We start from the raw sequence: 19,051 nt of genomic DNA, 5'->3' as shown, positions 1-19,051 counted from the left end.
GGGGACGGAACCCCGGGCGACCCCGGTCGAGGGTCCGCCCGGACCGTCCCACCCCACCCCCGTCGGGGGTTACGTCACCGCCTGGCCCACGTCGCGGCCCGGACTACGTCACCGCCTGGCCCGACTGTTCACGGGCCCGCGCAGCCTTCAGCTCGGCCGGACGCTGCCAGCCGTGCTCGCCCCTGGCCAGCAGCCAGGCCGTCGCCTCGTGGGGCGGCATCGCCGCGGCCACCAGCCAGCCCTGTACGGCGTCGCAGCCCAGGTCCCGCAGGCGCTCCCAGGTCTCGTCGTCCTCGACGCCCTCGGCGACGACCAGCAGGCCCAGGGAGTGCGCCAGGTCGACCGTGCAGCGGACGATCTCCGCGTCCTCGGTGTCGACCGCGAGACGGGCCACGAAGGAGCGGTCGATCTTCAGCTCGCTCACCGGCAGCCGCCGGAGATGGACCAGCGAGGAGTACCCCGTACCGAAGTCGTCGAGCGACATCTTCACCCCGTGCCCGGTGAGACCGGCGAGGGTGTCGGCGGCGCGCTGGGGATCCTCCAGGAGGACGTGTTCCGTTATCTCCAACTGGAGGGAGCAGGCCGGGACGCCGTGCCGGGCCAGCCGCGCCGCCACCGAGCCCGCGAACCCGGGGGTGTGCACGTCCCGCGGCGAGACATTGACGGCGACCGGCACCATCAGTCCCTGCGCCCGCCAGCGGGCGACCTGAGCGAGAGCGGTGTCCAGTACGTACTCCGTGAGGTGAGGCATCAGACCGGAGGACTCGGCGATCGCGATGAACTCGTCCGGAGGGACGCGGCCGCGCTCGGGGTGCACCCAGCGCACCAGCGCCTCCAGGCCGGCGACCTGGCCGTCGAAGCGGACCTTCGGCTGGTAGTGCAGCTCCACCTCCCGCGCGTCCAGCGCGCGGCGCAGATCGCCGAGGAGTCCGAGGCGGTCGGGGGTGTTGGAGTCCCGCTTGGACTCGTAGACCTCCACGCCCGTACGGTCCCGCTTCGCCTGGTACATGGCGACGTCCGCCCGCTGGAGCAGCCCCTCCGCGTCGAGCGCGTGCTCGGGGTAGACGGCGACCCCGGCGCTCGCCTCCAGGACGAGGGTGAGGCCGTCGAGGTCCAGTGAGGAGGAGAGGTCGGCCACGAGGTGACGGGCGACGCGCTGCGCGCTGGTGGTGGAGTCGCACGTCGGGAGCAGTACGGCGAACTCGTCGCCGCCGAGCCGCGCGGCCTCGGCCCCGCGCGGCAGGGCCAGCCGGAGCCGGTCCGCTATCTGCAGCAGCAGCCGGTCCCCCGCCAGGTGGCCGAGCGTGTCGTTGACGGAACGGAACCGGTCCAGGTCGATCAGGACCAGCGCCGCTCTGGCGCCCTGGCCCTCCGCCTCCTCCAGCGCCGACCAGGTGCGCTCCAGCAGCCACTGCCGGTTGGGGAGTTTGGTCAGCGGGTCGCGGAGCTGTTCCTCGGCGCGCGCCCTGGCGATCCAGAGGGTGGAGTCGAGGGCTATGAGCGGGATGGCGAAGAGCGGCAGGAGGACCGGCTGCGACATCGCGACGACGCAGATCAGCGGGGCGATGCCGAGCAGGGCGACCGCGACGAGGCCCTGCCGGTAGAGGGCCGTACGGGCGGCGGCCGGCAGCCCCGGGCCCTGCGGGGCCAGCGCGTACCAGAGCAGCAGCCGGGTGACCGTGAGTTGGGCGCCCGCAGCGAGCACGATCTCCGGGACGTCGCCGATGGTCCAGTCGAGCGGCTGCCAGGGGTGCTCGACGGTGGGGACCACGCCGAACAGCGCCAGGGCGAGCGCGGCGGCCCCGGTCCCCAGCAGGTCGGCCGCGCCGTGCAGGACGCCCTGGCGCCAGCGGTGCCTGCGGGCCACGCCGACCAGGACGACGACGGCGAGGCTGACCAGTCCGGCCGCGACCCAGCCGTACAGCAGCAGCACGGCGAGGGTGAGGGCCGCGCCCGAGCCGGTCCCGCCCCACCAGCGGTCGCGGCCGAGGGCGACGAGATGGCCGACGATGACGCCGGTGAGGACGGCCAGCGCCCAGCCGGCGTCGGAGTCGGGGAACAGCGCGTGGCCGTCCCGCAGTGTCCACACCACGCCGGTCACCAGAACGACCACGGCGAGTCCCACCACCAGAACGGGCGTTCTGGCGACCATGCCCCCAAATCCCGCGAAACCGCGCGGGGGTGTGACCGGGGCAGCGCTCTCGGTCGGTTTCATTCCCGTCCCTCTCACAGCCGGCGGAGCCGATGCCACGCGATGGCACGTTGTCGTGCAACACGGCTGGAATCGGACTACTGAGCCGTGTTCGACAGGCGCACATCTCAACAGTAGGCCGCGAAGGGCCTCGACGGGCAGCGCTCTACATCTGTTGCCCGAATGCGACCGGCCCATCCCTATCCATCTGGTATGCGCCGAACGGGTGAGCTTGACGGCCCGAAATCGACGGTGTGAAGTCGCGCACCGCGAGGGCGGGGCGCCTCACTCCTCCGGTGCGGCCGGGACCTCCTCGGGGTTCGCGCGGACCTCTTCGGAGGACGACGACGCCTCTTCCCCGGTGGCGGCGGGCTCTTCGGGGGTGAGCGCGACCTCCCTGGCGGCGTCCGGGCCCTGTTCGAGCAGGACGGTGAGCCCTTCTCCGTCCAGGACGGGCACCTTCAACTGCATCGCCTTGTCGTACTTCGACCCGGGGTTCTCACCGACCACCACGAAGGCGGTCTTCTTCGAAACCGAGCCGGTCACCTTCGCTCCCTGGCTCTGCAACGCCTCTTTCGCGCCATCCCGCGTGTACTGCTCCAGCGTGCCCGTCACCACGACCGTGAGCCCTTCCAGCGGCCGGGGTCCGTCGTCCTCGCCCGAGCCTTCCTCCTCCATCCGGACGCCCGCCGCCCGCCACTTGCGCAGGATCTCGCGGTGCCAGTCGACCGCCAACCACTCCTTGAGCGAGGCCGCGATGATCGGTCCGACGCCCGTGACGTCCGCCAGTTCCTCCTCCGTCGCCTCGTCGATCCGGTCGATCGAGCGGAACTCCCTGGCCAGCGCCTCGGAGGCGACCGGCCCCACATGGCGGACGGAGAGTCCGGCGATGATCCGGGCGAGCGGGCGCTCCTTGGCCGCCGCGATGTTCTCCAGCATCGCGAGGGCGTTCTTCCGCGGCTCGCCCGCCTGGTTGGCGAAGACGGTGGCGATTTTCTCCTCGCCGGTCTTCGGGTCGCGCTTGGGCAGACCGCTGTCCTGGTCGAGGACGTACGCCGTGATGGGCAGCAGCCGTTCGACGGTGAGGTCGAAGAGATCGCCCTCGTCCAGCAGCGGAGGAATGGCCGGTTCCAGCGGCTTGGTCAGGGCCGCGGCGGCGACATAGCCGAAGTTCTCGATGTCCAGGCACTTGCGGCCCGCGAGATAGAACAGCCGCTCGCGCAACTGGGCGGGGCAGGTGCGCGCGTTGGGACACCGGATGTCGATGTCCCCCTCCTTCATCGCGCGCAGCGGCGTACCGCACTCGGGGCACTCGGTCGGCATCACGAACTCATGGGCGTCCGCGGGCCGCAGGTCGACGACCGGGCCGAGGATCTCCGGGATGACGTCACCGGCCTTGCGCAGCACGACCGTGTCGCCGATCCAGACGCCCTTGGCCCGCACCACGTCCTGGTTGTGCAGGGTGGCGAACTCGACCTCGGAGCCCGCCACCGTGACCGGCTCGACCTGGGCGTAGGGCGTGACCCGCCCCGTACGGCCCACGCCGACCCGGATGTTCACCAGTTTCGTGTTGACCTCTTCCGGCGCGTACTTCCAGGCGATGGCCCAGCGCGGCGCGCGCGAGGTGGAGCCCAGCCGGCCCTGGAGCGGGATCTCGTCGAGCTTGACGACGACGCCGTCGATCTCGTGCTCCACGGAGTGGCGGTTCTTCCCGAAGTACGCGATGAACTCCCTGACCTCCGCGACCGATCCGACCACCTTGTTGTGACGGGCGGTCGGCAGCCCCCACTCGCGCAGCAGCCCGTAGGCGTGCGAGAGGCGGTCGATGTCGAAGCCCTCGCGGGCCCCGATGCCGTGCACCACCATGTGCAGCGGGCGCGTCGCGGTGACCTTCGGGTCCTTCTGGCGCAGCGAACCCGCCGCCGCGTTGCGCGGGTTGGCGAAGGGCTTGTCGCCGGCCTCCACCAGACGGGCGTTCAGCTCCTGGAAGGCGTCCATCGGGAAGTAGACCTCGCCGCGGATCTCCACCAGTTCGGGGATGCGCTCCCCTTCGAGGCGGTGCGGGATCTCCGCGATCGTGCGGACGTTGGGCGTGATGTCCTCGCCCGTCCGGCCGTCGCCCCGGGTGGCGGCGCGGGTCAGCCTGCCGTGCTCGTACGTCAGGTTGACCGCGAGCCCGTCGACCTTCAGCTCGCACAGGTAGTGGAAGTCCGGTGTGCCCACGTCCTTGGCGACGCGGTCGGCCCAGGCCCCCAGCTCCTCGTCGTCGAAGGCGTTGTCGAGGGAGAGCATCCGCTCGCGGTGCTGGACCGCGGTGAAGTCCGTCGCGTACGCCCCCGCGACCTTCTGCGTCGGCGAGTCGGGCGTACGCAGCTCCGCGTGCGCCTCCTCCAGCGCCTCCAGGGTGCGCAGCAGCCGGTCGAACTCGCCGTCGCTGACGATCGGCTGGTCCTTCACGTAGTACCGGAAGCGGTGCTCCTCGATCTGCTCGGCGAGGAGGGCATGCCGCTCCCGTACCTCAGCGGGCACCACACTCTGCTGTTCGCCAGCCACCGTCTCGTCCTCCCGATCACCTTGGCCCGGTCGTCCGGGACCGTCACTCAGGGTTGTCCGCGAGGGATCTCGCGGCCCTGACGCAGTGCGCTGTCGCGGCGTGCGCGTACGCGGGTGAGGCACCCGCGAGCCCGCATGTCGGCGTGAGCACCACGGACTCCGTCAGAGTCCCCGGATCGAGCCCCAGCCTGCGCCACAGCGTCCTGACACCCATGACGCTACCGGCAGGGTCTGACAACGGGCCGTCCGTGCCCGCCACGATTCCCGCGAACAGCTTCGTGCCGGCCTCGACGGCCTCCCCGATCGTCTCCTCGTCACGCTCGGTGAGCAGACCGAAATCGAACGAAACGGCCGCCGCGCCCGCCCGCCGCAGCAGCGCGAAGGGCACGTCCGGCGCGCAGGAGTGCACGACCGAGGCCCCGGGCGCCAGCGCCGTCAGCTCGCGCAGCGCGCCTTCCACGACCTGCCGGTCCACGGCCCGGTGGGTGCGGTAGCCGCTCGCGGTCCTGACGTGTCCGCGCAGGACGGCGGTGAGGGACGGTTCGTCGATCTGGAGTACGACCGAGGCGCCCGGCACCCGGCGCCGTACGTCGGCGAGGTGTGCGCTCACCCCCTCCACCAGGGACGCGGTCAGGTCCCGGCAGGCGCCGGGGTCGCCGAGGGCGGACTCGCCGCCGCGCAGTTCCAGGGCCGCGGCCAGGGTCCATGGCCCGACGACCTGGACCTTGAGCGGTCCCTCGTACCCTTGGGTGAACTCCTCCAGCGCGTCGAGGTCCTCCCCCAGCCAGGACCTCGCCCGTTTGGTGTCCCGCCCCGGGCGGTCCCCGATCCGCCAGCCGCTGGGCTCGACGCGCGCGTAGATCTCCGCGAGGAGTCCGGTGGTACGGCCGATCATGTCGGCGCCCGGTCCCCGCGCGGGGAGTTCGGCGAGGTACGGGAACTCCTCGAAGGTCCCGGTGACGGCGCGGGCGGCCTCCCGCGCGTCGCCGCCCGGCATGGAGCCGACGCCGGTGGCGGGCCCCCGGAGCGGCGCGGCGGGTGCGGCCTCCTCCTGGGGGCTGTCGGCCGGCCCGCTCATCGGCCCGGCCGTACGGTCACGTCGTCGATCTGTGCGTCGCGCGGCAGGTCGAGCGCGGCCAGGATCGTCGTCGCGACCGACTCGGGGTCGATCCAGCGGGACGCGTCGTACTCCTTGCCCTCCTGCTGGTGCACCTTGGCCTGCATGGGGCTCGCGGTACGGCCCGGGTACACGGAGGTGACCCGTACGCCGTTCGGCCGCTCCTCGTCGCGCACCGCGTCGGCCAGCGCCTTCAGTCCGTGCTTGGAGGCGGCGTACGCGCTCCACCGGGCGTGGGCGCGCAGCCCGGCGCCCGAGTTGACGAAGACGATCTGCCCGTGGGAGGCGCGGAGCTGCGGCAGGAGCAGCCGGGTCAGCTCCGCCGGGGAGATCAGGTTCACGGTGAGCTGGTTGTGCCATGTCTTGGGGGTCAGTTCCCCGACCTCGCCCAGCTCGACGACGCCCGCGATGTGCAGGAGCGAGTCGAGCCGGTCGGGGAGTTCCTGCTGACCGAGCGCCCAGGAGAGCCGGTCGGGGTTGGCGAGGTCGCCGACGAGGGTACGGGCGCCGGGCAGGCCCTGCGCGAGCTCTCTGGCGCGGCCGGCGTCGCGTGCGAAAAGGATCAGGTCGTCGCCGCGTTCGTGCAGTCGGCGCGCGACGGCGGCGCCGATGCCCGAGCCCGCACCGGTGAGGAGATGGGTAGCCATGCGGTCATCGTCGCATCACGACGACCCGATGACCGCACGCGCTCGGCGATCACTGAACCGCGCTCACTGAACGCCGAGCGCCTCCTCCAGGTAGGCGAGGGCGCCGACCCCGTCCTCGGCGAAGAAGACCAGGTCGGTGAGGGGCAGCGGCAGGAAGCCCTCGTCCTCCATCCGCCGGAACTGCTCCTTCAGCCCGTCGTAGAAGCCGGCCGTGTTGAGCAGCACCACGGGGTGGGAGTGCATGCCGTGCTTCTTCAGCTCCAGGATCTCGGTGGCCTCGTCCAGCGTCCCCGTACCGCCGACCATGACCACCACGGCGTCGGACTTGGCGAGCAGCAGGGCCTTGCGCTCCGCGAGGTCCTTCGCGATCACCATCTCGTCGGCGTTCGGCCGGGCCACGGCATGGAGGAAGTCCACCGAGACCCCGACCAGCCGGCCGCCGCCCTCCTGCACCCCGTCGGCGACGACCTTCATCAGCCCGCTGTCGGAGCCGCCCCAGACGAGGGTGTGGCCGCCCTTGCCGATCAGTTCGGCGAATTCGCGGGCGGGGCGGGTGTAGCGCTCGTCGAGGTCGGCGGCGGAGAGGAAGACACAGATATCCATGGCGTAAACGGTACGGGCCGGGAAGAGGGGGGTGTGCGACGTTGCTGAACGAGAGAGGCAATACCGACACCCCCGAAGGGACCGATCACGATGACCGCAGGACACACCATCACCGTCGAGCAGGGCACGGAGCACGTTCGCGTCGTACGGGACGGGCAGGTCCTCGCGGAGAGCCGCGCCCCGCTGGTGCTGCGCGAGACGGGCTGTCCGGTCCGCTACTACCTGCCGCCGCAGGACGTACGGACGGAGCTGCTGACGCCCTCGAACACGACGACCCACTGTCCGTTCAAGGGCGACGCGTCCTACTGGTCGCTGCCGGACGCGCCGGACCTGGTCTGGGCCTACGCCACCCCGAAAGCTGAAGTGGCCCAGGTCAAGGACCACTTCTGCTTCTACGACACCGAGGTGGTGGCCGCCTGAGACGGCCGGACGGAGGCCCTGAGAAGGCACTAAGAAGGCGGGCGTGAAAAAACTTCCTTCATGGAGCGATGAGTTGGGCGCGGCCCGCCGGTCAGACTCTCCATGGACAACGTGTGCAAGGTGAAGTCGGGGGACGGCACCCCGATCGCTTACCGGCGGTCGGGCGAGGGGCCGCCGGTGATTCTGGTGGGGGGCGCGTTCAGCACGGCGGAGTCGGAGGCGCCGCTCGCCCGGCTGCTCGCGCCGCGCTTCACCACGATCACCTATGACCGGCGGGGCCGGGGCGCCAGCGGCGACCGGGCCCCGTACGCCGTGGAGCGGGAGATCGAGGACCTCGCGGCGCTGCTCGCCGCGGTCGGGGGCAGCGCGGCGCTGTACGGGGTGTCCTCGGGCGGGGCGCTGGTCCTGGAGGCGGTGGCGGCGGGTCTGCCGGTCACCCAGTTCGCGGTGTACGAGCCGCCGTACGCCACCGACCCGGCCGCCCTGCCGGCGAAGGCCGCGTACACGGAGCGGCTGACGGAGCTGCTGGCGCGCGGGGAGCGGGACGAGGCGGTGGAGCTGTTCCTGTCGGCCATGGAGCTGCACCCGGCGACGATCGCGGTGATGCGCCGGTCCTCGCTCTGGCCGGAGCTGGCGGCGGTGGCCCACACCCTCGCGTACGACAACCAGGTACTGGGCGAGGGGCTGATCCCGGCCCGCCGTCTGTCGGCGGTCAGGACCCGCGCGATGGTCGTGGACGGCGGCGCCAGCCCCGCCCTGGTACGCGACGCGGCCCGCGCGGCGGCCGAGGCGCTTCCCCGCGGCAGGCACCGCACCCTGACGGGCCAGACGCACGAGGTGGCGCCGCATGTGCTGGCGCCGGTCCTGGAGGAGTTCTTCGCGGCGTGACGGGCCCTTCCAGGGCCGCGGGCGGGCGGTCAGCCCGCCAGGGCCCCCGTGCGGCGCTCCGTCGTCGCGATCGTCGCCGAGCCGACGACGCGCGGGCCGTCGTACAGCACGATCGCCTGGCCGGGGGCCACGCCGCGGACCGGTTCGCCGAAGCGGACGTGGAGGGTGCCGTCGGCCAGTTCGGCGGTCACCGGGGTCTCGCCGCCGTGGGCGCGGAGCTGGGCCGTGTAGTCGCCGGGGCCGGTGGGGGCGGTGCCGCACCAGCGGGGCTTGAGGGCCGTGAGGGCCGTGACGTCGAGGGAGGCGGCGGGGCCGACCGTGACGCGGTTGTCGACCGGGGAGATGTCCAGGACGTAGCGCGGCTTGCCGTCGGCGGCCGGGTGGCCGATGCGCAGGCCCTTGCGCTGGCCGATGGTGAAGCCGAACGCGCCGTCGTGGCTGCCGACCTTCGTACCGGACTCGTCGACGATGTCGCCCTCGGCCCGGCCCAGGCGGTCCGCGAGGAAGCCCTGGGTGTCGCCGTCCGCGATGAAGCAGATGTCGTGGCTGTCGGGCTTCTTCGCCACGGCCAGGCCGCGGCGCTCGGCCTCGGCGCGGATCTCGTCCTTGGTGGTGAGCGTGTCGCCGAGGGGGAACATCGCGTGGGCGAGCTGCCGCTCGTCCAGGACGCCGAGCACGTACGACTGGTCCTTGGCCATGTCGCTGGCGCGGTGCAGTTCGCGCGTGCCGTCGGGGGCGGTGACGACCGTCGCGTAATGGCCCGTGCACACCGCGTCGAAACCCAGCGCGAGCGCCTTGTCCAGCAGCGCCGCGAATTTGATCTTCTCGTTGCAGCGCAGACACGGGTTGGGGGTGCGGCCCGCCTCGTACTCCGCGACGAAGTCGTCCACGACGTCCTCACGGAAACGTTCCGCGAGATCCCACACGTAGAAGGGGATACCGATCACATCGGCGGCGCGGCGCGCGTCACGGGAGTCCTCGATGGTGCAGCAACCGCGCGCGCCGGTGCGGAAGGACTGCGGGTTCGCGGAGAGCGCGAGGTGCACGCCGGTGACGTCGTGTCCCGCCTCGGCGGCGCGGGCGGCGGCGACGGCGGAGTCCACGCCGCCCGACATGGCGGCGAGTACGCGCAGGGGGCGCTGGGAATTCTGAGTCATAGCTCAACCAGGGTACGGCCCGAGGGAACCACAGTCGCGCGGATATGCGTTGACGATCATATGGGCGAGAACGAGCAGGGCACGGCAGGCAGCGGCACGAGGGGCAGCCGCCGGGCGCCCGCGCCCCGGGACGGGAAGAGGATCGGCCGCAGAGCGGTGCTGATCGGCGGCGCCGCCGCCGTGGTCGGCGGCGGTGTGCTGGCGCGCGACGAGCTGGCTCGGTTCTGGTGGCAGGTGCCGGGCGTCGAGAAGCCGCGCAAGGAGGGTGAGCTGGATTACGCCCCCTCGGAGTGGGTGGCGGCCTCGTCGGCGAACTGGCGGCGGGCCGACCGCCCCGAGGACTTCCGGATCGACCGGGTGGTCGTCCATGTCGTCCAGGGCAGCTACGACGTGGCGCTGAAGGTCTTCCGCGACCCGGGGCACGGCGCGGCGTCGCACTACGTGGTGCGCAAGGACGGCCATGTGGCGCAGATGATCCGCGAGCTGGACGTGGCGTACCACGCGGGGAACAGGAGCTACAACGAGCGCTCCATCGGTATCGAGCACGAGGGCTACGTGGACAGGCCGGAGTCGTTCACGGACGCGATGTACCGCTCGTCGGCGCGGCTGACGGCCGACATATGCAAGCGGTACGCGATACCGATCGACCGCGCGCACATAGTCGGGCACGTGGAGGTCCCGGGGACGGACCACACGGATCCGGGGCCGCTCTGGGACTGGGCCCGCTATCTGAAGCTGGTACGGGAGGCGGAGCCGGTCGAGCCCACCCCCTCGCCCTCGGTGTCCGCTCGGGGGGCGTGATCGGCGCGTAGGCCCCGCGCGGGGTGCACCCAGCGCCACCTCCGCACCTGGTGTCCACGCCCCGTGTGCCCGTCCCCGCGCGTCCGTAGCGTCGTCCCCGGCGGCGCGACGGGCGCCGGCAACGGGGAGGGCAGGACATGTTTCGTCGTAGCAGTCGTACGAGGACGAGGACAGCGACGAGGGACAGCGCGGGCGGCGCGGCCGGGGGCGTCAGGGGCGCGGAGGCGCTGCGGCTGGTCGGGGTGCGGAAGGTGTACGGGTCGGCCGGCGCGGGGAACGCCGTGACGGCGCTGGACGATGTGACGCTGAGCCTGTCCGCCGGGTCCTTCACCGCGGTCATGGGGCCCTCCGGCTCCGGCAAGTCCACCCTGCTCCAGTGCGCGGCCGGGCTCGACCTGCCGGACGGGGGTCGTGTCGTGGTCGACGGCGCGGAGCTGACGGGCGGCGACGAGGCGGCGCTGACGCGGTTCCGGCGGCGCCGGATCGGTTTCGTCTTCCAGCAGTACAACCTGCTGCCCTCGCTCACCGTGGAGCAGAACACCGTCCTGCCGCTGCGGCTGGCCGGGCGGGCCGTGGACCGGGACGGTGCCCGCCGGATCCTCACCCAGGTCGGTCTGGGCGACCGGCTCTGCCACCGGCCCGCGGAGCTGTCCGGCGGCCAGCGGCAGCGCGTCGCCATCGCCAGGGCGCTGGTCACCGGGCCCGCCGTGATCTTCGCGGACGAGCCGACGGGCGCGCTGGACACCCGGAGCGCGCGGGAGGTGCTGCGGCTGCTCCAGGAGGCGGTACGGGTGCACGGCAGGACGGTGGTGATGGTGACGCACGACCCGGTGGCCGCCTCGTACGCCGACTCCGTGGTCTTCCTGGCGGACGGCAGGCTCGCCGGGCGGCTCGACGCGCCGACGGCGGACGCGGTCGCCGAGCGGCTCGCGCACCTCGGTGACGCGGTGGGCAACGGCACGCGGGCGGGGGTCTGAGCCATGTTCCTTCTCTCCATGCGCTCCGTGCGGCACCGTCCCGGGCGTTTCCTCGCCACCCTGCTCTCCGCCTTTCTGGGGGCGGCGATCCTCATGGCGTTCAACTCGCTGCACGACACGGCGGGCGCGAACGACGTCGGCCCCGCCGACGCGGAGACCCTCGGTCTGGTGGGCGGGGTGGTCGGCGGGTACGGGGCGCTGCTGGTGTTCTTCGCCGTCGCCTCCACCCTGACCGTGAACGTGACGCAGCGCGGCGCCGAGATCGCCCTGCTGCGCAGTACGGGGGCCACCCCGGCGCAGATCACGCGGATGGTGGTGGGCGAGGCGGTGGCCGTGGGGCTGCTGGGCACGCTGCTCGCGGTGGGGCCCGCGATGCTGGGCGGGCGGGTGCTGCTGGGGATGTTCCAGGACACCGGTCAGGTCGCCGGGTCAGTGGCGTACGCCTTCGGTCCTGTGGGGCTGGGGGCGGGCGCGGGCGTCACGCTGCTGGCCTCGGTGGGCGCGGCGTTCCTCGCGGTACGGCGGGCGACGCGCGCCGCGTCGGCGAAGCCGCCCGTTCCCCGCCGCCGGCTGCGGGGGGTGGCCGCCTGCGCCGCGCTCGCCGCCGGTACGGCCGGGGTGTGCGCCACCTTCGCGATCGACGCGGCGGAGCCCGCGCTGATGGCGGCGCCGGCCTGCGGCGCGATCCTGCTCTCCGTCGGCTTCGCGCTCCTCGCCCCGGACCTGCTGCGCGGGGCGCTGGAGCGGCTGGCGCGGCCGGTCGGCGCGGTCGCGGGCGCGAGCGGCTGGCTGACCGTCCACACGCTGCGGGAGCGGGCGCCGCGGCTCGCGACGGTGCTGATGCCGCTGACCCTGTTCACGGGGATCGCGACGGGGACGCTCTACATGCAGACCCTGGAGACCGGCGCGATCGAGGCGTCCGGCCTCGCCCGGTCGGTCGAGGACCGGAATCTGGAGACGGTGAACCTGGTGGTCGTCGGGATCGTCGTGGCCTTCGCCTGCGTGACGCTGATCAACACCCTGTACGCGGCGACCTCGTACCGGCGCGCCGAGTTCGGCACCCAGCGCCTCGCCGGGGCGACGCCGGGGCAGGTCCTCGGGACGGTCGGGGCGGAGTCCCTGGTGCTGACGGTGACCGGCGTGTTCTTCGGTACGGTCGCGGGGCTCGCCGGGATCCTGCCGTTCAGCCTGGTCCGTACCGAGGCGGTGCTGCCGGACCAGGGCCCCGGGATCTGGCTGGGGGTCGTGGCGGTCGCCGCCGGTGCGACGCTGCTCACCACCCTGGGCACGGCGCGCGGCGCCCTGCGCGTCCCGGCGACGGAGGCCGTGGCCCGCGCGGCGTGAGCGGTGGCCCGCGCGGCGTGAGCGGTGGCCCGCGCGGCGTGAGCGGTGGCCCGCGCGGCGTGAGCGGTCAGCTCAGGCCGGCGTGGCGCGCGCGGTCGACCGCCGGGCCGATGGCCCGGGCGACCGCCGCCACGTCCTCCGCCGTGGACGTGTGGCCGAGCGAGAAGCGCAGGGTGCCCCTGGCCAGGTCCGGGTCGCTGCCGGTGGCCAGCAGGACATGGCTGGGCTGGGCCACCCCCGCCGTACAGGCGGAGCCGGTCGAGCACGCGATGCCCTGCGCGTCGAGCAGCAGGAGCAGGGAGTCGCCCTCGCAGCCGGGGAAGCTGAAGTGCGCGTTGGCGGCGAGGCGGTGGTCGGGGTCGCCGCCGAGGATCGCGTCGGGGACGGCGGCCCGTACCGCCGTGATCAGTTCGTCCCGCAGGGCGCCGATCTCGCGGGCGAACTCCTCGCGCCGTTCGGCGGCGAGCCGGCCCGCGACGGCGAAGGCGGCGACGGCGGGCACGTCGAGGGTGCCCGAGCGGACATGGCGCTCCTGGCCGCCGCCGTGCAGCACGGGCACGGGGGTGTGTTCGCGGCCGAGCAGCAGGGCGCCGATGCCGTAAGGGCCGCCGATCTTGTGGCTGGAGACGGTCATCGCGGCGAGCCCCGAGGCGCCGAAGTCCAGCTCGGTCTGGCCGAACGCCTGGACCGCGTCGGAGTGCAGCGGAATGTCGAACTCCGCCGCCACCTCGGCCAGTTCCGGGACCGGCAGGATCGTCCCGATCTCGTTGTTGGCCCACATGACGGTGGCGAGGGCGACATCGAGCGGGTTCCGTTCGATCGCCTCGCGCAGCGCGCCGGGCAGGACCCGCCCGTAGGGATCGACGGGGAGGTATTCGACGGTCGCGCCCTCATGTGCGCCGAGCCATTCGACGGCGTCGAGGACCGCGTGGTGCTCCACGGGGCTGGCGAGCACCCTGGTCCTGGCCGGGTCGGCGTCGCGGCGGGACCAGTACAGGCCCTTCACTGCGAGGTTGTCGGCCTCCGTACCCCCCGAGGTGAAGACCACCTCGCTGGGGCGCGCGCCGAGGGCCTCCGCGAACGTCTCACGGGCCTCCTCGACGGTACGGCGGGCCCGGCGCCCGGCGGCGTGGAGCGAGGAGGCGTTGCCGGCGAGGCCGAACTGGGCGGTCATCGCCTCGATCGCCTCCGGCAGCATCGGAGTGGTCGCGGCGTGGTCGAGGTAAGCCATGGTGGGCCCGATTCTACGAGCGCGGACGGGCGCCGGTGACGGCACCCCGCTGGACGCGGGCGTCAGTCGCGGGGCGCGCGGGCCAGTTGACGGGACTGGGCCACCAGCCGGTCCGCGCTGTCCCAGACCTCCGCGTCCTCCTCCAGGAAGCCGCCGGCCAGGTTACGGGTGGTGATGGCGACCCGCAGCGGCCCCGGCGCCGGGCGGCAGCGGACGTGGACGGTCAGTTCGACGGTCGGCGTCCAGCCCCGCAGGCCCAGGTCGAAGGAGGTCGGCGGCAGCGCGTCGACGGTGAACAGCAGCGAGAGCGGGTCGGGGGCGCGGCCGTCCGCGAGCTCGAACCAGGCGCGCATCTCGCCCCGCCCCGAGGGCTCACCGACCGCCCAGCCGACCGTGGCGGGGTCGATCCGCATGGCGAGCCGGTCGAGGATGGTGAAGTCGCCCTCCGGCGCCGGTCCGTCGGCGGTGCCGACGCACCGCTCCCGCGGCGGTATCTCGGGCGGCTTGGCGGCGGTCCGTACGTCGTCGGGGAGGGCGTCCAGGTCGCCGTACGAGGCGAGGAACCGGATCCGCTCCACCTCGGTGCCGTCCTCCCCGGTCTGGAAGAGGGACGCCTGGCCGGTGGAGAGCGTACGGCCGGTGCGCAGTGTCTCGGTCCGTACGACGGCGGGGCCCGGCGCCGAGGGCGTGAGGTAGTGGGCGGACACGGCGAACGGGTCGGAGTGCGGCAGTGCGTCGCCGAGCGCGCGGCCCATGACGGCCAGCAGATAGCCGCCGTTGACGATGTTCATGACGGTCCAGCCCGGGAAGAGCCGGGTGTCGTAGACGCCGGGGGCGCGGAGGGAGACGGCCGTCTCGCGGTCGAACTCGCTGTCACCGATGGATACCTGTGCCATGGGACGCAACCGTACAACACGTCCGTACTAAGCGGTAGCTTAAGAAGATGGGCACAGCGGCCGGGGCCGGGGCCGGAGCCGCCGTACGGCCCTCACGCGGGCTCCTCCGCCGCCGAGCGGCGGTTCCAGGCACGCGGCGCCCGCCAGTGGAAGCGCATCGCGAGCAGCCGCAGCACGAACGCCGTCAGTACGGCGACCCCGCTGGTGAGGCCGTTGAGCACGTCGAAGCGGATGCAGAGCGCCACCATCGTGGCGCCGACGATGGCGGGCACGGCGTAGAGGTCGCGGTCCCAGCGCAGCAGCGAGGGCACCTCGTTGGCGAGGACGTCGCGCAGCACACCGCCGCCGACGGCCGTGGCCATGCCGAGGACGACCGAGGAGGTCAGGCCGAGCCCGTACTCGTACGCCTTGGTGGTCCCCGTGACGCAGAAGAGGCCGAGCCCGGCCGCGTCGAAGACGTTGACCGCGCCCTGGATCCGCTCGACGTGGGGGTGGAGGAAGAAGACCAGCGCGGTCGCCACCAGCGGCATGGAGAAGTAGCCGAGATCGGTGAAGGCGGCGGGCGGCACCGCCCCGATGATCAGATCACGGAGCAGCCCTCCGCCCAGCGCGGTGATCTCGGCCAGCACCGCCATACCGAAGACGTCGAAGTTCTTCCGTACGGCGAGCAGGGCGCCGGAGATCGCGAAGACGAAGATCCCGACGAGGTCGAGCGCATGCTGGACGGAGGGCGTGAAAAGGTCGTGGAGCACCCGGACAGTGTGCCGGTATCCGCACATACGGGCGAACCCCGGCCACCGGACCGGACCGAGGCCGCGGCCGACCGATGTCCCGGGCATCCGTCCGAGCTCCGGCGGAAGCCCGCCGGACCCCAGCCACCAGATCCCGGCCACCGGGCCGGTGCCACGGCCCAGCCGCGACCCCGACCCGATGTGGCCCAACCCGGCCCAGCGCGGGCTACTCCTTGGAAGCCCCGCCGGTCCCGCCGCTCTCCTTGACCGCCTTCGCCGCGGCCTCGCCCGCGCCGTCCGCCAGCTCGATCGTCTCCCGCGCCGCCACCGAGACCGTGTCCTGCGGACGCTGGTCCGGGGCGTTCTCCGGGTGGTGGCAGGCCGCCTGGTGGCCCGGTCCGAGCTGGATCAGCGGCGGCTCGGTCGTCTTGCAGATCTCCGTCGCCTTCCAGCACCGGGTGTGGAACCGGCAGCCGCTCGGCGGCGAGATCGGCGACGGCACATCGCCCTTGAGCAGGATCCGGTCGCTCTTGCCGCCGCGCCGGCTCGGGTCGGGCACCGGCACGGCCGACAGCAGCGCCTTCGTGTACGGGTGCTTGGGCGACTCGTACAGCGACGTGCGGTCCGCCAGCTCGACGATCTTGCCGAGGTACATCACCGCGATCCGGTCCGACACATGGCGGATGACGGAGAGGTCGTGCGCGATGATCACGTACGTCAGCCCCAGCTCCTCCTGGAGGTCGTCCAGCAGGTTCACCACCTGGGCCTGGATCGACACGTCCAGCGCCGAGACCGGCTCGTCGGCGACGACCAGCTTCGGGTTGAGGGCCAGCGCCCGCGCGATGCCGATGCGCTGGCGCTGTCCGCCGGAGAACTCGTGCGGGTAGCGGTTGTAGTGCTCGGGGCTCAGGCCCACCAGCTCCAGCAGCCGCTGCACCTCCTTCTTCACGCCGCCCTCGGGCTCGATGCCCTGGAGCTTGAAGGGGGTGGAGACGATCCCGCCGATGGTGTGGCGCGGGTTCAGCGACCCGTACGGGTCCTGGAAGATCATCTGGATGTCGCGGCGCATCGGGCGCAGCGCGCCCGCGGACATGTGGGTGATGTCCTTGCCCTCGAACTCGACCTTGCCACCGGTCGGTTCGAGCAGCCGTGTGATCAGCCGGCCCATCGTCGACTTGCCGCAGCCGGACTCGCCGACGACGCCCAGGGTCTCCCCGGGACGTACGTCGAAGGAGAGCCCGTCGACCGCCTGGACGGCGCCGACCTTGCGTTTCAGCAGCCCTTTGGTGATCGGGAAGTGCTTGACCAGGCCGGTGACCCTGAGGATCGGCTCGACACCGTCCGACGGACCGCCCGTAGCGGCCCCACCCGCCGCGACCTGCTCCGGAATCTTCTTCGTCAGCTCAGTCACAGCTTCGGCGCAATCTCTTCGGTCCAGATCTTTTCCCGCTCCGCACGCGACATGTGGCAGGCGGAGAAGTGCCCGTCGGTGATCTCCCGCAGGTCGGGACGGACCGTACGGGCGAGGTCGTCCTTGGGGACGTCGGCGTACGGGCAGCGCGGGTTGAAGGCACAGCCGGACGGGACGTTGATCAGGCTGGGCGGGGTCCCCTTGACCGGCACCAGCCGGTCGGTCTGCTCACGGTCGATACGGGGCATCGAGCCCAGCAGGCCCCAGGTGTAGGGGTGCTGCGGCTGGTAGAAGACCTTCTCCGACGAGCCGCGCTCGATGCAGCGCCCCGCGTACATCACGAGCAGTTCGTCCGCGATCTCGGCGACGACGCCGAGGTCGTGGGTGATGATGACGACCGCCGAGTGGAACTCCTTCTGGAGGTCCCGGATGAGGTCGAGGATCTGCGCCTGGACGGTCACGTCGAGGGCGGTCGTCGGCTCGTCGGCGATCAGCAGCTCGGGGTTGTTCACCAGCGACATCGCGATCATCGCGCGCTGGCGCATACCGCCGGAGAACTGGTGCGGGTAGTCGTTGTAGCGGCGGGCCGGCTCGGGGATGCCGACCCGGTCGAGCATCTCGACGGCCCGCTTCTTGGCGGTCTTCTTGTCGACCTTGTTGTGGACGCGGTACGCCTCCACGATCTGCGCGCCGATGCTGTAGTACGGGTGCAGCGCGGACAGCGGGTCCTGGAAGATCATCGCCATCTTGTGGCCGCGCAGCGCACGCACCCGCTCGGGGCCCGCGCCGATCAGCTCCTCGCCGTCCAGCCAGATCTCGCCGGAGATCCGGGCGCGCTCGGAGTTGTGCAGCCCCATGATGCCCAGGGAGGTCACGGACTTCCCGGAGCCGGACTCGCCGACGATGCCGAGGGTCTTGCCCGCCTGGAGGTCGAAGCTGACGCCGTCGACGGACTTCACGAGGCCGTCGTCGGTGTCGAAGTGGATACGGAGGTCCCGTACGGAGAGGAACGCGTCCTGCGTCTTGCTCACGTCGCTCATGAGAGCCTCACCCGGGGGTCGATCGCGGCGTACACGAGGTCCACCAGCAGATTGCAGAGAACGATGAAGAAGGCGGCGACCAGCGTCACACCCATCACGATGGGCAGGTCGCTGCGGGTCACGCCCTGGATGGCGTACGCGCCCATCCCCTGGAAGGAGAAGACGCGCTCCGTGATGACCGCGCCGCCCAGGAGCAGCGCGAAGTCCATGCCGAAGATGGTGATGAGCGGGGTCAGCGCGGCGCGCAGGCCGTGCTTGACGACCACCTGGCGCTCCCGCAGACCCTTGGCCCGCGCGGTTCTGATGTAGTCCTCGCCCATGGTCTCCAGCATCCCGGCGCGGGTGAGCCGCGCGTAGAGGGCGGAGTACAGGAAGGCGAGGGTGCACCAGGGAAGGATGAGGTTCCACGCCCAGTCACCGGGGCTCTCGGAGAAGGGCACGAACTCCAGCTCCTCCCAGATCGTCCAGTGGAAGCTGAACAGCGCGAGGGAGACCAGGCCGGTGAAGAACATCGGCAGCGAGACGCCGGCCAGGGCGATGCCCATGGTCAGACGGTCGAAGATCGAGCCCCGCTTGAGCGCGGAGAGGACGCCGATGGCGACACCGGAGACGACCCAGATGACCGCCGCGCCGATGGCCAGCGAGAAGGTGACCGGAATGCGCTGGACGATCTCGGGCCAGACCTCGACGTGCGTCTTGAAGGAGTAGCCGAAGCACGGCGCGTTGCACACCGAGGGGTTGGGGCCGAGGTTGTACTCGGCGCCGACCACGATGGCCTTGATGAAGTGCCAGTACTGGAGGTAGAGGGGGTCGTCGAGTCCCAGGTTCGCCTTGATCGCGGCGATGGCGGCGGGATCGGCGCCCTTACCGACGTACTGGGCGGCCAGTGAGTCGGTCGTCTGGCCGCCCAGCCGGGGCACCAGGAAGAAGATCGCGAACGTGACTGCGCTGACCACCAGCAGCAGCAACACCGCGGCGAATACGCGTCGGATGATGTACGCAGCCACAGCCGTACGGTGCCAGGGCGTCCGGGCGGGGTGCGCC

General features: G+C 72.2%; 17 protein-coding genes. 5 read left to right on the top strand and 12 right to left on the bottom strand.

Translation table 11 applies throughout. The annotated features are described in order from the left end of the window. Window positions 1-103: 103 nt before the first annotated feature. The 5 genes from ACIO3P_RS37450 to ACIO3P_RS37430 form a co-directional block, all read right to left on the bottom strand. A complete protein-coding gene (locus tag ACIO3P_RS37450) occupies window positions 104-2,215 on the bottom strand; it encodes a putative bifunctional diguanylate cyclase/phosphodiesterase (protein ID WP_401791070.1) in 2,112 nt (703 codons plus the stop codon). 261 nt (window positions 2,216-2,476) lie between these two features. Further along, window positions 2,477-4,744, bottom strand: coding sequence for an NAD-dependent DNA ligase LigA (gene ligA / locus ACIO3P_RS37445; RefSeq protein WP_401855575.1), 2,268 nt, complete (start codon window positions 4,742-4,744; stop codon window positions 2,477-2,479). A gap of 43 nt (window positions 4,745-4,787) precedes the next feature. After that, window positions 4,788-5,822 carry a methionine synthase gene (locus tag ACIO3P_RS37440; protein ID WP_401855578.1) on the bottom strand — a complete coding sequence of 345 codons (1,035 nt, stop codon included), beginning with the start codon at window positions 5,820-5,822 and terminating at the stop codon, window positions 4,788-4,790. After that, window positions 5,819-6,508: an SDR family oxidoreductase gene (locus tag ACIO3P_RS37435; RefSeq protein ID WP_329822102.1), complete on the bottom strand. Its 690-nt coding sequence runs from the start codon at window positions 6,506-6,508 to the stop codon at window positions 5,819-5,821. Before ACIO3P_RS37435 ends, ACIO3P_RS37440 begins: the two co-directional genes overlap by 4 nt. A 63-nt stretch (window positions 6,509-6,571) precedes the next feature. Then, window positions 6,572-7,111 (bottom strand): TIGR00730 family Rossman fold protein, encoded by a 540-nt coding sequence (locus ACIO3P_RS37430; RefSeq protein WP_329822101.1) that lies wholly within the window; start codon window positions 7,109-7,111, stop codon window positions 6,572-6,574. Window positions 7,112-7,201: 90 nt separating this feature from the next. Here ACIO3P_RS37430 and ACIO3P_RS37425 point away from each other — a divergent pair, with 90 nt between their 5' ends. Both ACIO3P_RS37425 and ACIO3P_RS37420 read left to right on the top strand, forming a co-directional pair. After that, entirely contained in the window at window positions 7,202-7,531 is a 330-nt protein-coding gene (locus ACIO3P_RS37425) for a DUF427 domain-containing protein (protein WP_401855580.1), read from the top strand. 111 nt (window positions 7,532-7,642) lie between these two features. Further along, entirely contained in the window at window positions 7,643-8,419 is a 777-nt protein-coding gene (locus ACIO3P_RS37420; RefSeq protein WP_329822147.1) for an alpha/beta fold hydrolase, read from the top strand. Between the two features lie 29 nt (window positions 8,420-8,448). Here the strand turns inward: ACIO3P_RS37420 and mnmA are convergent, their stop codons facing one another. Further along, window positions 8,449-9,576 (bottom strand): tRNA 2-thiouridine(34) synthase MnmA, encoded by a 1,128-nt coding sequence (gene mnmA, locus ACIO3P_RS37415; RefSeq protein WP_329822100.1) that lies wholly within the window; start codon window positions 9,574-9,576, stop codon window positions 8,449-8,451. Window positions 9,577-9,636: 60 nt separating this feature from the next. On the opposite strand from mnmA, the gene ACIO3P_RS37410 reads away from it, so the two are divergent. The 3 genes from ACIO3P_RS37410 (at window position 9,637) to ACIO3P_RS37400 (ending at window position 12,698) form a co-directional block, all read left to right on the top strand. Continuing rightward, on the top strand, window positions 9,637-10,377 hold the full coding sequence (locus ACIO3P_RS37410; RefSeq protein WP_401855583.1) for an N-acetylmuramoyl-L-alanine amidase: 741 nt from the start codon (window positions 9,637-9,639) through the stop codon (window positions 10,375-10,377). Window positions 10,378-10,514: 137 nt separating this feature from the next. After that, the gene (locus tag ACIO3P_RS37405; protein ID WP_401855586.1) at window positions 10,515-11,354 is read left to right on the top strand and encodes an ABC transporter ATP-binding protein; all 840 of its coding nucleotides are present in this window, start codon (window positions 10,515-10,517) and stop codon (window positions 11,352-11,354) included. 3 nt (window positions 11,355-11,357) lie between these two features. Then, window positions 11,358-12,698 (top strand): FtsX-like permease family protein, encoded by a 1,341-nt coding sequence (locus tag ACIO3P_RS37400; RefSeq protein WP_401855589.1) that lies wholly within the window; start codon window positions 11,358-11,360, stop codon window positions 12,696-12,698. A 67-nt stretch (window positions 12,699-12,765) separates the two neighbouring features. Here the strand turns inward: ACIO3P_RS37400 and ACIO3P_RS37395 are convergent, their stop codons facing one another. From ACIO3P_RS37395 to ACIO3P_RS37370, 6 genes are all read right to left on the bottom strand, one after another. Then, the gene (locus ACIO3P_RS37395) at window positions 12,766-13,929 is read right to left on the bottom strand and encodes a cysteine desulfurase family protein (protein ID WP_401855590.1); all 1,164 of its coding nucleotides are present in this window, start codon (window positions 13,927-13,929) and stop codon (window positions 12,766-12,768) included. Between the two features lie 62 nt (window positions 13,930-13,991). Continuing rightward, window positions 13,992-14,825 carry a thioesterase family protein gene (locus ACIO3P_RS37390; protein ID WP_329822095.1) on the bottom strand — a complete coding sequence of 278 codons (834 nt, stop codon included), beginning with the start codon at window positions 14,823-14,825 and terminating at the stop codon, window positions 13,992-13,994. Between the two features lie 92 nt (window positions 14,826-14,917). Further along, window positions 14,918-15,577: a trimeric intracellular cation channel family protein gene (locus tag ACIO3P_RS37385; protein ID WP_329822094.1), complete on the bottom strand. Its 660-nt coding sequence runs from the start codon at window positions 15,575-15,577 to the stop codon at window positions 14,918-14,920. Between the two features lie 205 nt (window positions 15,578-15,782). Beyond that, window positions 15,783-16,967: an ABC transporter ATP-binding protein gene (locus tag ACIO3P_RS37380; RefSeq protein ID WP_401855592.1), complete on the bottom strand. Its 1,185-nt coding sequence runs from the start codon at window positions 16,965-16,967 to the stop codon at window positions 15,783-15,785. Continuing rightward, the gene (locus ACIO3P_RS37375) at window positions 16,964-18,007 is read right to left on the bottom strand and encodes an ABC transporter ATP-binding protein (RefSeq protein WP_401791088.1); all 1,044 of its coding nucleotides are present in this window, start codon (window positions 18,005-18,007) and stop codon (window positions 16,964-16,966) included. The genes ACIO3P_RS37380 and ACIO3P_RS37375 overlap by 4 nt, the downstream gene beginning before the upstream one ends. Next, window positions 18,004-19,014, bottom strand: coding sequence for an ABC transporter permease (locus ACIO3P_RS37370; RefSeq protein WP_329822092.1), 1,011 nt, complete (start codon window positions 19,012-19,014; stop codon window positions 18,004-18,006). Before ACIO3P_RS37370 ends, ACIO3P_RS37375 begins: the two co-directional genes overlap by 4 nt. Window positions 19,015-19,051 lie beyond the last annotated feature (37 nt).

The organism is Streptomyces sp. NPDC087310, assembly GCF_044744405.1.
In the GTDB taxonomy this organism is placed as follows: domain Bacteria; phylum Actinomycetota; class Actinomycetes; order Streptomycetales; family Streptomycetaceae; genus Streptomyces.
This window is presented reverse-complemented; position numbering and strand designations above follow the sequence as displayed.

Coding starts and splice junctions, on each gene's coding strand:
- ACIO3P_RS37450 (WP_401791070.1), bottom strand. CDS start 2,215: ATGAAACCGACCGAGAGCGCTGCCCCGGTCACACCCCCGCGCGGTTTC.
- mnmA (WP_329822100.1), bottom strand. CDS start 9,576: ATGACTCAGAATTCCCAGCGCCCCCTGCGCGTACTCGCCGCCATGTCG.
- ACIO3P_RS37425 (WP_401855580.1), top strand. CDS start 7,202: ATGACCGCAGGACACACCATCACCGTCGAGCAGGGCACGGAGCACGTT.
- ACIO3P_RS37395 (WP_401855590.1), bottom strand. CDS start 13,929: ATGGCTTACCTCGACCACGCCGCGACCACTCCGATGCTGCCGGAGGCG.
- ACIO3P_RS37440 (WP_401855578.1), bottom strand. CDS start 5,822: ATGAGCGGGCCGGCCGACAGCCCCCAGGAGGAGGCCGCACCCGCCGCG.
- ACIO3P_RS37400 (WP_401855589.1), top strand. CDS start 11,358: ATGTTCCTTCTCTCCATGCGCTCCGTGCGGCACCGTCCCGGGCGTTTC.
- ACIO3P_RS37435 (WP_329822102.1), bottom strand. CDS start 6,508: ATGGCTACCCATCTCCTCACCGGTGCGGGCTCGGGCATCGGCGCCGCC.
- ACIO3P_RS37390 (WP_329822095.1), bottom strand. CDS start 14,825: ATGGCACAGGTATCCATCGGTGACAGCGAGTTCGACCGCGAGACGGCC.
- ACIO3P_RS37405 (WP_401855586.1), top strand. CDS start 10,515: ATGTTTCGTCGTAGCAGTCGTACGAGGACGAGGACAGCGACGAGGGAC.
- ACIO3P_RS37375 (WP_401791088.1), bottom strand. CDS start 18,007: ATGAGCGACGTGAGCAAGACGCAGGACGCGTTCCTCTCCGTACGGGAC.
- ACIO3P_RS37430 (WP_329822101.1), bottom strand. CDS start 7,111: ATGGATATCTGTGTCTTCCTCTCCGCCGCCGACCTCGACGAGCGCTAC.
- ACIO3P_RS37410 (WP_401855583.1), top strand. CDS start 9,637: ATGGGCGAGAACGAGCAGGGCACGGCAGGCAGCGGCACGAGGGGCAGC.